The sequence below is a fragment of the Mucilaginibacter aurantiaciroseus genome, from assembly GCF_024055595.1.
Taxonomy (GTDB): domain Bacteria; phylum Bacteroidota; class Bacteroidia; order Sphingobacteriales; family Sphingobacteriaceae; genus Mucilaginibacter; species Mucilaginibacter aurantiaciroseus.
In genome coordinates this window covers 1-14519 of sequence record NZ_JAMXOF010000005.1, presented here as the reverse complement: position 1 = coordinate 14519, position 14519 = coordinate 1, and the positions used below count along the sequence as shown (strand labels likewise).

Genomic DNA, 14519 nt, shown 5'->3' with positions numbered 1-14519 from the left:
CTATGCTTAAAGTAATACCTGCGTTTAAAACACGCGCCTACTCTAAACGGTCGCTGATGCGGATGGCGGCGTATAGGTTTTCTACATCATTGGATAGCGTGTAATTGATGTTTTTATCGTCGTTATGGTAACGCAGGCTATCGCCCCGGTTTTTTAGGTTGCCGTTAACAACAATGCTTGCAGGTGGCTGTAAAAGTTTTTGGCTTAGTTTTGATTGCGATTTAGCCGTGCCTGTAAAAGCAAAGGCTGCTATTAGCAGCAATGTGGCGCTACGTTTCATTTTGTGATTTATTAAGGATAAGTGTGTTGCGTGTAATTTTTATAAAACGATAACCATCATTTTAACGCTTTTATTGCTGTTTTTGAGTAAATTTGCTAATACATATGCCAACTGAAGTACAGGAAGAGACACTCACCTTAGAGGAAATATTAGCCGGGCTTAAAGAAATGCACCGTCTTATTTTGTGGAACGATGATCATAATACCTTTGAAAACGTTATCCACTGCATGATGAAATACCTGGATTATACCGAATCACAGGGCGAAAAAATTGCCTGGAAGGTGCATAACGAGGGCAAATGCGCGGTACTGGAAGGCTCATTCACCGAGATGGAGATCTACCGCAAAATACTTCAGCAGGAAGGCCTTACCGTTAGCGTAGAATAGTCCATTAGCATGAAAAAGAAAAATAATTTCCTCCTGTATTTAACAATAGGAATAGTGTTGGGAGTGGTATTCCATAAACTTGCTATTGGTATGATAGTAGGCATGGCTGTTGGCATAACCCTTGATGCCCGTTCCGCAAAACAAAACGCCCGGGATAATGCAAATATCGGTTATGAAAATAAGGGTAATTTCGACGAAGAAAATACTGATCAAAATCACCAAAAATAGACTTTAAAACGACTTTAAAACGCCTCTTTGCGGATCCACAAAGAGGCGTTTTAGTTTGGTTACATTTTTAACCCAATTTCGCGTAAACGTTCGTCGAGATATTCGCCGGCGGTTGTGTCGGTATATAGTTTTGGGTGCTGCTCATCAATGGTTGATGGCAGGCTGGTAAGATCCATACTGGTTTTTGGGTGCAGGAAAAACGGTACCGAAAAACGAGAGTTCTTCATCTGATCGCGCGGTGGGTTAACCACCCTGTGCGTGGTAGATTTTAGTTTGTTATTGGTTAAGCGCTGCAGCATATCGCCAACGTTCACCACAAGGTCCTCACCAAAGGCTGTAACCGGGAACCATTGGTTATCGCGGGTTAGCAATTCAAGCCCATCGGCACTGGCACCAATTAAAAGGGTTATCAGGTTAATGTCCTCATGTGCACCGGCGCGTACGGCATCGTCAGGCAATGCATCCGGGTTTTCTATAGGGAAGTAATGCAAGGTGCGTAATATGGAGTTACCGTTATGCACCTTATCATCAAAATAATTTTCATCAAGCACTAAGTATACCGCAATGGCGCGTAACAGGTGTGCGCCTGCTGCTTCCAGCTTTTTATAAACTTCTAAAGTGGTAGTGTTAAACCCGGGCTTTTCGGCTACCTGGATATTATCCGGGTACAATTTTTTTATAGGGTCGCCATCGGTTACGGTTTGTCCAATCTGCCAAAATTCTTTCAGATCGGGCACTTTAAAGCCTTTGGCGGTTTCTTTGTTTTTGCCGGTGTAACCGCGCTGGCCTGCCAATCCCCGGATCTCGTATTTGTCTTTTACATCTTGCGATAAAGCAAAAAGTACTTTAACTTCTGTATAAAGCTTATCAATCAACTCCTTACTTAATCCGTGGTTGGTGATGGTTACAAAACCTGTTTCGTTAAATGCTTTACCAATGCTGTCCGAAAACGCTTTGCGCTCATCGGCAGTGCCGTTTATATAGGTGTTAAGATCGAGGCGCGGGATGTTTATTGTACTCATAGGGTTGAATATTATAAGGCAAAATTATCTATTTTTTGCGTAGATAATGGTGACAGTATATAAAATATCTGTTTTGACGGATTTGTTTTATAACATTGCCTTTAAAACAAATAGCCGGTTAAACGTTTGAATTAATAACCAGTCAAATACAATATATCAGTTATATTAAATCTCATAGTATGAAAATCTTAAATAAAATATTGGGCATAGCGTTATTGGCGTTTTTGTTCACATCCTGCGCATCAAGCAGGATTATGGCCCAGCAGGAGGGCCAATATATATCTGACCAGCAATTTTATGACGAGCTGCAACCCTACGGCACCTGGATCTACGACCAGCAATATGGTAATGTTTGGATCCCGAATGTTGAGGAAGATTTTAAACCCTATGCTACCCGTGGATATTGGGCTATGACGGATGCAGGTAATACTTGGGTGTCTGATTACCCATGGGGATGGGCAGCCTTCCACTACGGCAGGTGGCACTACGATAATTACTATGGCTGGGAATGGTCGCCGGGTAGCGCATGGGCACCGGCTTGGGTAAACTGGAGAGATGGCGGTGGTTATTACGGCTGGGCGCCAATGCAACCCAATATGAATTATGATACCTATTATGATGATAATAACTATGCTATAAGTGATAATTATTGGGTGTTTGCACCATACGCTTATATTAACTATCCAAACGTGTATAATTACTACGTGCCGTATAACAGGGTAAGCGTAATTATCCGCAACACCAATTGGGTGCGTAACCGCTATACTTATAATAACAATAGCTACTACAGCCCAAGGCGCGAGGATATACAGCGTTACAGCAACAGGCCGGTAAGGGTGTATAATATTACTAACGTAAGCAGGCCATCGCGCACTACAATTAATAACAATAATATTAATGTATACAGGCCGGGGGTGAGGGATAATACTAATGCACGCCCTGCAAGGGTGGTAGATGGCGCGGCCTACAGGCAGCAAAACCCTGCACAGCGTATTGGCGGCACTGACCGCAGCCGTGGTACACGTTATAACCCTGCCAATGCCTCTAAACTGGCCGAAGCAGCAAGGACCAATAACCCCGATGGCAAAATTGTAAGGGTAAATAATAACAATGCAAATGTTGATGGCAGGCCACAGCGTAATAACCCGGCCAATAACAACCGCCCCGGCACAACCCCGGGCAATGTATTGCCCGATAATAACAACAATGGTAACAGGCCAAACCGTGGTAGCCGCCCGGTATCCGGTGATGTACAGCAACAGCGAAATGTTGACAGGCAACAAGGTGATGCGCAGCAACAACAGGTTCGCCAACAACAGCAACGTGATCAGCAAAGGCAGCAGCGCGAACAACAAACCCAGCAACAACAAGCTACCCAGCAGCAAACCGACCAGCAAAAACAAGTTGCCGATCAGCAACGCCAACAGCAGCAACAACAGGGACAACGACCAGGCAGAGGGACACGCCCCGGGGTTAGCGATGATGCACAGGCGCAACAACGCGAACAGGCCCGCCAACAACAGGAGCAGCAAAGGCAACAACAGGATCAGCAACGCCAGCAACAGCAAGTTCAGCAGCAACAACAGGTTCGTCAACAACAGGATCAGCAGCGCCAGCAACAGCAAGTTCAGCAGCAACAGCAGGTTCGTCAACAACAGGATCAGCAACGCCAGCAACAGCAAGTTCAGCAGCAACAACAGGTTCGTCAACAACAGGATCAGCAACGCCAGCAACAGCAGGTTCAACAACAGCAAGCCCGCCAGCAGCAGGATCAACAGCGCCAGCAACAGCAAGTTCAGCAGCAACAGCAAGTGCGCCAACAACAGGATCAACAGCGCCAGCAACAGCAACAGCAAGTTCAGCAACGCCAGCAACAGGATCAACAGCGCCAGCAACAGCAAGTTCAGCAACGCCAGCAACAGGACCAGCAAAGGCAGCAACCGCAACCGGCAGAATCAGCACCGGCAAGTAGTGGCAGGCCCGTAAGAAACTAAAATAAAAGCAAAAAGCACGGGTATTATTCCCGTGCTTTTTTGTTGCCACATTATGTCAAACAAAAAAACGACCGGCATATTGCCGGTCGTTTCATTATAACATCAGTATTAAAATACTAATTAGTAACTATAAATGATCCAACTACTAATGCAACAACATCTTCTTTTGATAATGGCTCATCAAAAGATGCGGTAGCTACCTGGACAGAAACACCAAGTGCAGTAACTAAATTAACGCCACCTTGTGTTACGTTTTCTTCGCCTTTGTAGTTGTTGTTAGCGGCAGGTACACCGGTATCGTTACCTAAAGTAGCCGAACTAACAATATAAGGTTTAATGGTAGGTGCCTGGCCTAAACTGCGGCGCAGTTGACGGATGGCAGCTGCGTGGCGTGCCTCAACAGCGTGTATTGATAACGCAGGGGTAAGGATATCCTTGTTACCAATAAGGTTTGGCGCCTGGCCTTTATAAGCACGTACACCTGTATCTTCAAGCACTTGTGCTACCGCTAAAAATGTAGCGTAGTTTGAAAGCACATCTGCAAACGGGCCGTTACCTTTGTTATTACCACCTGTAAAATCATAAGTAGCCGGGGTTACAGGCATACCGCCAAGGGTGGTAATAACACCTTGTAAAAACTTTACGTGAGCATTCTCATCCCTTTTGATCAGGTTTAAATAAGCGCTGTCGGCAGCAGGTATTAAGCCAGCTTTTGCAGCACCTGCATTGTAAAATGCAGCCTCAAGGTGTTCTAAAGTTAAGGCAAAGTTTAAAACTTCAGTAACAGATGTTGAACTTTGGCCATATGCTTTTTTAAACATGGTACCAATTGCAAATGGCATAGCAGCAACAGCTACTTTTGAACCAAAGCTGGTTATATTTTTGATCGCAGCACGGCGTGGGTTTAACCTGTCGCGTATTTCGGGATCAACTTTTTCTATTTCGTCTATTATATTAAATAAATTCATGGCGATGTGTTTTAAGCTTTATAATTATAGTTAACCGCGTTTACTTTGGTTTTTAAGAAACCGTTAGCAGCGCCTAATACTTCGGCAATAGTATTTGATTTATTCAAGCCATTTATGTCTACCTGGTCATCTCCAACAAAACTTCCCGGAGCTATCAGATTAGATATTAAAGCAGCATGCCTTGCCTCTACAGATACAATTTTACCTGCAATGGTTAAATAACCCGGGTCTTTAATTAAATAGCCGGCACCATCATAAGCACGTACACCGGTATCTTCTAACAATTTAGCTGCAGCAAGCACTGATGCACGGCTGCTAAAATTAATTGTAGAGAAATCGGTTGTTAGCATGCCAATCGCCTTAGCGCCAATGGCTGCTTTAAAGAAATCGCGGTGCAAAACCTCGTGGTCACGAATGTCTGTCAAATAGGTAGTTTCCACGGAAGTCATTCCGCTGTAAGGGGTTGCAATTACTTGTAGGTAAAACGAAGCCTCTAACTGTTCAAGCGCATAAGCATAATTTAATATACCAATGTCGCCACTGCCAATGTCAATACCATCGGTTGTCATGATCCTGTCTTTCTTACATGATGCCGCAGAGCCTATTAAGGCTATACCCGCTGCGCTTGCACCCGCATAGCGCAAAAACGACCTTCTGGCCATATTTGCCCCGTCTGTTGTTGGGTTAAGTTCTGTTTTCATAAAGTTGGTGTTTAGTAGTTATTTTATATTACTTATAATACAAGCACTTACGACCAAAGTTTTAACTCGGATTTTAAAAAGTGTCGTTTATAGCAAAAGGGAGTGAGGAAAGTACAAGGCACAAAAAAGGCCGAAACACTCTCGCAGTATTTCGGCCCTACATCTACCTATGAAAAACTCCCTTTTAGAAGGGTTCTTAAAGTGTATACAAACCTGGTGCCCAATTGCAAGCAGCCCAAATTTGCTTAAAAAAATTTTTTTTTAAATATGCCATATTTTGGATGTAGAAATGGCTTCCCACACTGTAGAAATTATATTCCCTGAAGCTATATGCCAAATAATTACACTTACACTTATACATTTACCGCTATAATAAATTATTGGAAACTTATTATAACTACCAATGTTATAAACATTATGGATTACAATGTGTATTTATTGGCTACCGATCCCAACAACCCTTGCAGGGATGTGATACACTCGCGCGATACCGGATTAAAGATTCGCGTATATTGCCTTACCGAAGACCGTTTTACCCCAACCGAAAGCGAAATTCAGCTTTATGGCTATGCCAATGCTAAGCTGTATGCCTTTGAAACCATAAACATTACTGCCGATGATTCGCTTGATGTAGTAGGTGCAATACAGTGGTATGCAGATTATATCGAGTTTCCGGAGATGGAAATTTTACCCGAAGACCCCCGCGGAAGCCAAAATATAGCCATGTAATTAAATACAATAAGCTGTATATGTACCAATTATAAATTATTTGAAATATTTTTTTGACGAATAGGCTGTAATTTCTATATTTGCAATCCCAAAACGAACGGGCATTCGCCCATCTTTTAAGGAAAACCAAAGGGAGTTTAGCTCAGCTGGTTCAGAGCATCTGCCTTACAAGCAGAGGGTCACTGGTTCGAACCCAGTAACTCCCACAAAGCCTCACAGAAATGTGAGGCTTTTTTGTATAATATGTTTTTCACTTATATACTTTATTCGCAATCGCTTAATAAATATTATGTTGGGTCAACATCCAACGTGGAAGAGCGTTTAAAAAAGCATAATTCTTATCATAAAGGGTTTACAGGCAGGGCACCGGATTGGATAATCAAATGGTTGGAGCCACATCTTACGAAAGAAGAAGCTGGAAGAAGAGAACGGCAAATAAAGGCTTGGAAAAGCAGAAAAATGATAGAACAACTAATTTCTACAATAAAATAGCTGGTTCAGATCATCCCGATTTTACATCGGGAGGGTCACTGGTTCGAACCCAGTAACTCCCACAAAGCCTGCGTACTATTTTTGCTCAGACCCTCGCTCGACTCGCAGGACGTCTCGCGTAAAAGTAAACTTACTCTTACGACTCAGCAGTATTATATGGCTTTAATTAACTTTGTAAAATGAAAGGAATAATACTTCTTGTTAACGGCTTCGATTTGGCTCATAAACCATGCCATCCCTACCATTTTGGGGATTGACCCTTCCATTTCGGTAAGCTTTGAAAAAAGTTTATAAAAATTAAAAATCATATATGCCTCATATATAAATTATTAGTAAAGCTTTTGCCAAAATGGTATGGTTTTCGCCTATTGTGGAAAATGCAATTTGTACCACTCCCCAATTTGGGTTTTTTTAAAGAATTTTTAACAAATGAAATTTCGGATATACAGTTAGGTCATTTGAATTCTACAAATAATTTTATAACGCTTATTAACGAATCAGTAAATCACATAGTTATTGTCATATCTTCAGGGAATTCATTAGTAAAAAGTAAAAGGATAGCCATATCTGAGCGATTTTTTCTATTAAAAAATAAAGCATTCAACTCGGTTTTGGTAATGAATTATATTACCGTAACCTTTCCTTTATTAGAAAAATTTCGACCTTCCCATGACTATCACGAAATCTATCCGCCATCACACACCAATTTATTTAATTATTACACCATATTGGACCATAGCTGGTTTTATTAAATTAACACATGAATTCACATTTAAAGAAACTTTCAGCAGCAGGAATGCTGGTTACATTGGGTATAATTTTTGGAGATATTGGAACATCACCTTTATATGTTTTTCAAACTTTACTCATCGAGGGCGGAAAAGTTAATGCAGACCTTGTTTTGGGTTCCATTTCTTGTATTTTTTGGACTCTTACCTTACAAACAACATTCAAATATATTATCATAACCTTACAGGCGGATAACCGTGGCGAGGGTGGAATTTTCTCGTTGTATGCGCTAGTCAGAAGATATGGTAAATGGCTTGCAATACCAGCAATTATAGGTGCAGGCACCTTACTTGCAGACGGGATCATTACTCCTCCTATCTCAGTTACTTCGGCTATTGAAGGTTTGAACCTTGTGCCGGCTTTTGCGAAGGAGATTGTTCCAGGAAATAATCTGGTTTTAATTATTGTGATTTCCATAATGATCGTCCTGTTCTTCTTCCAGCAATTTGGGACCAAGATTGTGGGCTCGTGTTTTGGGCCTGTTATGCTAATTTGGTTTTCAATGCTTAGCATTTTAGGTATAATACAGCTGATGCATTATCCGCAAATATTTAAAGCCCTCAACCCATATTATGGTGCGCGGTTATTGATATATCATCCCAATGGTTTCTGGCTATTAGGAGCTGTTTTTTTATGTACAACAGGAGCTGAAGCTTTGTATTCTGATTTGGGCCATTGTGGCAGAAAAAACATTCAGGTTACCTGGATATTTGTAAAAACCGCATTAATGCTAAATTACCTTGGCCAGGGGGCATGGGTATTAATGCAGCCGGTTACTAAAAATTTTAACGGGGTCAATCCTTTCTTCGAGATTGTACCACATTTTTTTCTAATACCAAGTATAGCTATTGCAACCTTAGCAACTATTATTGCAAGCCAGGCGTTAATAAGCGGATCGTTTACGTTGATAAGCGAGGCAATCAGTATGAATTTCTGGCCACGCATAACGGTGAAATACCCGTCAAATATTCGCGGGCAGATCTATATTCCAAGTATCAACTGGATTTTGTGTTTTGGCTGTATCGCGGTTTCCTTATATTTCCGCACATCTGCTAACATGACCAGTGCCTACGGTTTCTCTATTACTATCGCTATGTTGATGACTACAATATTAATGTATTATTTTATGCGTTACGTAAAGCATTGGCCAGTATGGCTGGTTACTATTATTCTTTGCGTGTTCTTTACTGTAGAGTTTTCTTTTTTTGTTACTAATGCCGTTAAATTACTAAAAAGGTTGTTCTTTCTTTTCTTTGAATTTGGATTGATTTTTACCATGTATATCTGGTTTAGGGCTCGTAAGATCAATAACCGGTTTCTCCATTTTATTGATCTGAAAGAACAAATTCCTTTTCTTAAAGCATTAAGTGCTGATCAGACTGTTTCAAAATATGCAACACATTTGATTTACTTAACAAAGGCCAACAACAGTAAGCAAATCGAGCAAAAAATAATGTATTCCATATTAAGCAGAAAGCCAAAAAGAGCTGACGTTTACTGGTTTATACATATTGAGCGCACCGATGAACCGTACACTATGGAATATACGGTGGATGAGATGGAAAATGATAAAGTAATCAGGGTGGAGTTCCGGTTAGGATTTAGAATCCAACCTCGTATCAATTTGCTTTTTAGAAAAGTTGTAGAAGAAATGGTTGCAAGGAATGAGCTCGATATAACCAGCAAGTATGCATCTTTAAGCCACTTTAACCTCGCAGCCGATTTTCAATTTGTGATCATGGAAAAATTTCTATCCTATAATAATGAATTCAGTGTACGGGAAGGGTTTATATTGAATAGTTATTTTGCGATCAAAAAATTAGCCCAAAGCGAAGCCAAAGCGTTTGGGCTGGATACTAGCGAAACCCGCATTGAAAAAATACCGCTTATTGTTAAACCGGTAAGTAATATTGTTTTAATAAGAGTAGAACCGAATTAAACTAATTTAATTAAAACAAAATAGATTACTATATTGCTGATAAAACCTTCCACAATGGGAAGGTTTTTTGCTTCAAAGAGTATTGCTTCACAGTTTGACTATTTATTTATAAGGTACTGCGTAATTTACCTTTTAAAAAATAAAGGTAAGCTGTATGTATAACTTACATCAAAATCCGAATCAAATAACAGTAATCTACAATCCTATTCAATATTTATCTACTATACATTAGTTAACAGGGGTTTATAATAACCTTTTTTTTGTATTACGTAATAGTAGATTTATAATTACTATAAATGTAGTTAGACCGACTATCTCGCAAAGTACTTTTTTAAAATAAAGGAAAACCGGACAAGAAGTGCCGTAGCTTTTAATTTTTATTTAAGGTTAATTCATTAAATTTAATAGAATAAACCTCGTCCTGTAACATCATCAGGTAATTATGAAACACATTTCTATTTTAGTGCCGTATGAATCGGTGCCTTCATCTGTGGTTGATCCTCGCTATATGTTTACCGCGGTAAATCAATTCCTCATTAATTCGGGCAAGCATCCCTTGTTTAATGTGCAATTAGTAGGGCTTACCGAGCATGTGCCATTAAACAGCGGCAGCTTTTCGGTTAAAACAGATGTGCTGATAAAAGATCTTAAAAAAACCGACTTGGTGGTTATACCGGCTTTAGCGGGAGATATGAAAACCATGTTACGGCTTAACGAAGAGTTGTTGCCCTGGATCGTAACTCAACACAAAAACGGCGCGGAGGTAGCATCACTTTGCCTTGGTGCGTTCCTATTAGCATCTACCGGTTTGCTTGATGGTAAATCGTGTTCTACGCACTGGCTTTCGGCAAATGATTTTAGGGAGATGTTCCCTAAGGTTACCATGACCGAGGGTAGTATCATTACCGAGGCAGATGGCCTTTACTCAAGCGGCGGCGCAAGCAGTTACTGGAATTTGTTGCTCCACATTGTAGAGAAATATGCCGGGCGCGAAATGTCTATTATGGCAGCCAAATTTTTCGCGATAGAAATAGACAGAAAAAGCCAATCGCCGTTTGTGATGTTTAACGGGCAAAAAAAGCACGAAGACGAGTCTGTTAAATTAGCGCAGGAGTATATTGAGGAAAATTACACATTAAAATTTTCTGTTGACGAACTGGCAGATAAGTTTGCCATTGGAAAGCGCCATTTTGAAAGGCGTTTTAAAAAGGCCACAAATAATACCCCCGCCGAATATATACAAAGGGTAAAGGTAGAAGCAGCAAAAAAAGAACTCGAAAATTCCGCTAAGAATATATCAGAAGTTATGTACGATGTTGGTTATACCGATGTAAAAGCGTTTAGAACGGTGTTTAAAAAGTTAACCGGGCTATCGCCTATTAATTATAAAAATAAATATAACAGGCAGGCCGCGGCTTAAAAGCCTTAAGTTACTCGCCTGAGGCATTGGTTATTGGCAACGCAAAATAAAACCTGCTGCCTGCCCCAATCTCACTTTCAACACCTATAGTACCGCCTTGCGCGTTTATAAAATCTTTAGAAATAGCCAGGCCAAGGCCCGAACCTGATTTGTTTTGCCCATCAGTCGGTACCTGGAAGTAGCGGTCGAACAGGCGTTTCTGGTAAGTTTCGTCGATACCTTTTCCAAAGTCTTTCACCGCGAATTGCACTTGCTTGTTTTTGGCGGTTACCCGGATCTCAATTTTTGATTTCTCGGCACTGTAGCGTAAAGCGTTGGATAGGAAATTGACAAGCACCCAGGCCGTTTTTTCGATATCTACCTGCACCTCGGGCAAATCATCATCTTTTAGTATCTCCAACTGTACCTGTTTTTGATCTGCCTGGAACTTGATGGATGTGATGGCATAATTAACTATCTGCATCGGGTTTACCGGCACAAAGTTGAGTTGGATATTACCGGTTTCTACCTGCGAAAGCTCCAGCAATTCGCTGGTTATTTTTAACAGGCGGTCGTTATCATCTTTGATGTGGTTAACCAATTGTTCCTGCTCGCTGTTAATGGTGCCCACGCGCTGGTCGTTTAGCAATTGCAGGCTCATTTTTATGGATGCGATAGGGGTTTTTAGCTCATGAGATATGGTTGCAATAAAATTTGTTTTGGCCTCGTCGCGTTCTTTAAACTCGGTGATGTTTTTAAGAATATAAACCTTACCTGCCGAGCGGTTTGCCAGTTGCAGCGCGCCTTTTTTCTCCTGCATATTGGGTACTACAATATCGCTGCTCTGCATCTGGAAATACATTTCGCGGCTATCCAGCACAATTTTGAATGGTTTAATACCGGCATCATCCTTCAGGATAGATTTTAGCAGATCGTTATTTTTAGCGAGGTTGGCTGTGTTTTGGCCAATCACCTTATCACCCGTAATATTCAGTGTTTTACGGGCGGCATCATTCATGAAAAGCACCTCCTGCTTTTCGTTCACGCCTATAATGGCATCCTGCATCTGATCTATGATGGTTTCGATGCGTCGTTTCTCGGATATTACCGTTGCCAGGTTGCTATTCTCCCAATCATTTAACCTGGCAGCCATTAAGTTAAAGGCATTTGCTACCTCGGCAAACTCATCGTTTTGTTCAAAATGCAGGCGTTTGCCATAATTGCCCTGGCCAATCTCACGGATCCCATCTAACAATGCCTTAAGCGGATTGGCGATGTATCCCGGGAAATTCACGCTAAAGCTAAACAGCACCAGGAATGTAAAAGTGCCCACCAGCCCAAGAAACAATGTCGCACTTTTTACCGATGCACGGGCGTTGTTGTCCTTACGGACGATGGCTTGCATGTTTAATTGCTCGATCTCGCGCAGGCTATGGCGTACAGTACGGTCTGCGTGCTGTTCTGCCGGGGTGTTGGGTGGCAGTTTTTTAAGTTCTTCAAATGAGGCGCGAAGATTGGTGGTATACTTGCTTTCGCCGGGCTCGGTGATGTTATTTTCCTGTTTTAGCAGGTAATCGTTAAACTTTGCTGTAGCTGCGGTGCTAAGCGGCAGGTCGTTGTCGTCTAAAATAGTCCGAATTTCCCTTGCAAAACTCAGCGATTCGTAGTTATTCTTCAGAATCACCTTAGAGTTTTCGGAGATATCGCGGATATAAAACAAGGCGGTAGCGCCAAAAAATAGCACCACTATAAATAAAAAGCCGAAGCCTAACCGGAGTTTAGTTCTTACTTTCATGATAATATGACCAGGTCAGTTTCTGTTAGCGCAATCTTGTTTAGTAACTCGTTAAATATAGCTGTTCTTAATATAACCTGCCATAAATTTAAATGGGGCTTGCCAATGCAAATGGAAGTCACTTCTTTTTCTTCGGCTACTTTCATAATTGTTTGGGTAATGGCGTCGCTTTTCAGCTTGATGAGTTCGGCACCAAGCTCGGTAGCCAGTTTAAAATTGTTAATGAGGTAGCGTTGCTTATCCGGTTTTATCCTGTCTAAACTTTCACTGCTGCTTTGTACGTAAAGCACAATCCACGGCGACCGGTAGTAGGAAGCCAACCGGGCGATTTTGCGGATAACGATCTTAACCGTTTCGGCATTGGAAGAGGTACAGGACAGGGATTTCTCAGGGCGAAGTTTGATCTGCTTTGGGATCTCGTTATCTATCTTGCGCTCTACATGGTGGGCAACTTCTTTTAAAGCCAGCTCCCGCAGTTGCAGGATCGTATCACTATGGAAAAAGTTTTGCAGGGCGCCTTCAATTTTTGCTTTTTCGTAGATCTTGCCTTCCGTCAACCTGTCCACCAATTCATCGGCGGTTAGGTCTATGTTCACCATTTCATCTGCCAGGTCTAATATTTTATCGGGGATGAGTTCGGTAATGGCAATGCCGGTTATCTGCTCTTCGTCCTCGTTCAGGCTTTCGAGGTGCTGGATGTTTACCGCGGTTATCACGCTAATGCCGGCCTCTAAAATATCCAACACATCCTGCCAGCGTTTGGAGTTTTTACTGCCCTCGATATTGCTATGGGCAAGTTCATCCACAATAAGAACCTCGGGGTGGCGGTTAATGATGGCTTGCAGATCCATTTCTTCCAATTCCTTGCCCTTGTAGAAGGTTTTACGGCGGGCAATAATGGGCAGGCCATCCAGCAAGGCATGGGTTTCGGCGCGGTTATGAGTTTCTATATAACCTATGCCATTGCGTTGCAAAGCGTGGGCTTCCTGTAGCATCCTGTAGCTTTTACCCACACCGGCACTCATGCCGATGTAGATCTTCAGCTTACCCCGCCTGGATTTTTTCACCAGATCGAGGAAATTTTTTACGGATGTGTCTTTTTCTGCCATTGTTTTATTTTGTTACCTCACCTAGATCCTCTCCAAAGGAGAGGATCTAGGTGAGGCCCTTAAAATGCGTAAACCGCAGCTACTAAAAATTGCGAAGCCTGTTTTGTTGGCCCTGCATTTTTGTTGAAGAACTGCGCTGTCGAGTCGTTATCTAACCTAACCTCGGGTATCAAATTTAACGGGCCTGCTTTAATATTTGCGGTTATAGTAAACGCGGTGATAGATTCGCCTGCCGGTGGGCCTGTGGTTACAAAGCCACCGCTTTTAGTTTTAATGTATTCGCCCCTTAAGCCTAAAATTACATCTTTTGACACTGCTAATTGCGGGTATAATGCTACACCCTAAAAACCACTTTTTACAGCAGCGGGTGCCAAGAAGCTTGCGCCATTCAGCCCTTATTTAAGGGCATCCGTAATTTGGTAAGCGGTGGTTAGGTCGATGATGGTACCTTATGTTTTACAGCTAAACAGGTTGATGTACTTTATTCATATTAGTATGATTGAAACCGCACAGCACAATTTGCTGTGCGGCAAGCTATATATATGTAATTAGAGGCAGTTATTTTTTTAATTCATCAAGTGCTACATTCAATTTTAAAACGTTCACTTTTGCGGGTCCAAACAGGCCCAATAGCGGGTTTTCGGTATGCTGGTTTACCAATGCGTTCACTGCTTCCACATCAAGGCCG

General features: G+C 41.7%; 14 protein-coding genes, 1 tRNA gene and 1 pseudogene. 8 read left to right on the top strand and 8 right to left on the bottom strand.

What is annotated here, in order from left to right; all coding sequences use genetic code 11:
• Positions 1 to 37: 37 nt before the first annotated feature.
• A complete protein-coding gene (locus NAF17_RS17435; RefSeq protein WP_252759308.1) occupies positions 38 to 280 on the bottom strand; it encodes a hypothetical protein in 243 nt (80 codons plus the stop codon).
• 104 nt (positions 281 to 384) lie between these two features.
• Here NAF17_RS17435 and NAF17_RS17430 point away from each other — a divergent pair, with 104 nt between their 5' ends.
• Together NAF17_RS17430 and NAF17_RS17425 are read left to right on the top strand one after the other, a co-directional pair.
• On the top strand, positions 385 to 666 hold the full coding sequence (locus NAF17_RS17430; protein ID WP_252759307.1) for an ATP-dependent Clp protease adaptor ClpS: 282 nt from the start codon (positions 385 to 387) through the stop codon (positions 664 to 666).
• Between the two features lie 9 nt (positions 667 to 675).
• Positions 676 to 894: a glycine zipper domain-containing protein gene (locus tag NAF17_RS17425; RefSeq protein ID WP_252759306.1), complete on the top strand. Its 219-nt coding sequence runs from the start codon at positions 676 to 678 to the stop codon at positions 892 to 894.
• 59 nt (positions 895 to 953) lie between these two features.
• On the opposite strand, the gene NAF17_RS17420 is transcribed toward NAF17_RS17425, so the two are convergent.
• Positions 954 to 1916, bottom strand: coding sequence for an isopenicillin N synthase family dioxygenase (locus NAF17_RS17420; RefSeq protein WP_252759305.1), 963 nt, complete (start codon positions 1914 to 1916; stop codon positions 954 to 956).
• A gap of 179 nt (positions 1917 to 2095) precedes the next feature.
• Between NAF17_RS17420 and NAF17_RS17415 the strand changes: the two genes are divergently transcribed.
• Positions 2096 to 3910 (top strand): DUF6600 domain-containing protein, encoded by a 1815-nt coding sequence (locus NAF17_RS17415; protein WP_252759304.1) that lies wholly within the window; start codon positions 2096 to 2098, stop codon positions 3908 to 3910.
• Between the two features lie 116 nt (positions 3911 to 4026).
• Here the strand turns inward: NAF17_RS17415 and NAF17_RS17410 are convergent, their stop codons facing one another.
• Positions 4027 to 4878 carry a ferritin-like domain-containing protein gene (locus NAF17_RS17410; protein ID WP_252759303.1) on the bottom strand — a complete coding sequence of 284 codons (852 nt, stop codon included), beginning with the start codon at positions 4876 to 4878 and terminating at the stop codon, positions 4027 to 4029.
• 11 nt (positions 4879 to 4889) lie between these two features.
• Entirely contained in the window at positions 4890 to 5579 is a 690-nt protein-coding gene (locus tag NAF17_RS17405) for a ferritin-like domain-containing protein (RefSeq protein ID WP_252759302.1), read from the bottom strand.
• 330 nt (positions 5580 to 5909) lie between these two features.
• Here NAF17_RS17405 and NAF17_RS17400 point away from each other — a divergent pair, with 330 nt between their 5' ends.
• The 5 genes from NAF17_RS17400 to NAF17_RS17380 all read left to right on the top strand — a co-directional run bounded on the left by NAF17_RS17400 (position 5910) and on the right by NAF17_RS17380 (position 10948).
• Positions 5910 to 6308 carry a hypothetical protein gene (locus NAF17_RS17400; RefSeq protein ID WP_252759301.1) on the top strand — a complete coding sequence of 133 codons (399 nt, stop codon included), beginning with the start codon at positions 5910 to 5912 and terminating at the stop codon, positions 6306 to 6308.
• Between the two features lie 131 nt (positions 6309 to 6439).
• A tRNA-Val gene (locus NAF17_RS17395) sits at positions 6440 to 6514 on the top strand.
• A 37-nt stretch (positions 6515 to 6551) separates the two neighbouring features.
• Complete coding sequence (locus NAF17_RS17390; protein WP_252759300.1) at positions 6552 to 6800, top strand: GIY-YIG nuclease family protein; 249 nt, start codon at positions 6552 to 6554, stop codon at positions 6798 to 6800.
• A 760-nt stretch (positions 6801 to 7560) separates the two neighbouring features.
• Positions 7561 to 9528 (top strand): KUP/HAK/KT family potassium transporter, encoded by a 1968-nt coding sequence (locus NAF17_RS17385; protein WP_252759299.1) that lies wholly within the window; start codon positions 7561 to 7563, stop codon positions 9526 to 9528.
• A gap of 442 nt (positions 9529 to 9970) precedes the next feature.
• On the top strand, positions 9971 to 10948 hold the full coding sequence (locus NAF17_RS17380; RefSeq protein WP_252759298.1) for a GlxA family transcriptional regulator: 978 nt from the start codon (positions 9971 to 9973) through the stop codon (positions 10946 to 10948).
• A gap of 10 nt (positions 10949 to 10958) precedes the next feature.
• On the opposite strand, the gene NAF17_RS17375 is transcribed toward NAF17_RS17380, so the two are convergent.
• From NAF17_RS17375 to NAF17_RS17360, 4 genes and pseudogenes are all read right to left on the bottom strand, one after another.
• On the bottom strand, positions 10959 to 12722 hold the full coding sequence (locus tag NAF17_RS17375; RefSeq protein ID WP_252759297.1) for a HAMP domain-containing sensor histidine kinase: 1764 nt from the start codon (positions 12720 to 12722) through the stop codon (positions 10959 to 10961).
• Positions 12719 to 13831, bottom strand: coding sequence for a sensor protein KdpD (locus NAF17_RS17370; protein ID WP_252759296.1), 1113 nt, complete (start codon positions 13829 to 13831; stop codon positions 12719 to 12721). Before NAF17_RS17370 ends, NAF17_RS17375 begins: the two co-directional genes overlap by 4 nt.
• A gap of 59 nt (positions 13832 to 13890) precedes the next feature.
• Positions 13891 to 14160 (bottom strand): annotated as a pseudogene (locus NAF17_RS17365) (outer membrane beta-barrel protein); the annotation flags it as partial.
• Positions 14161 to 14389: 229 nt separating this feature from the next.
• On the bottom strand, positions 14390 to 14519 hold a 130-nt coding region (locus tag NAF17_RS17360; protein ID WP_252759397.1), incomplete at its 5' end, for a potassium-transporting ATPase subunit C.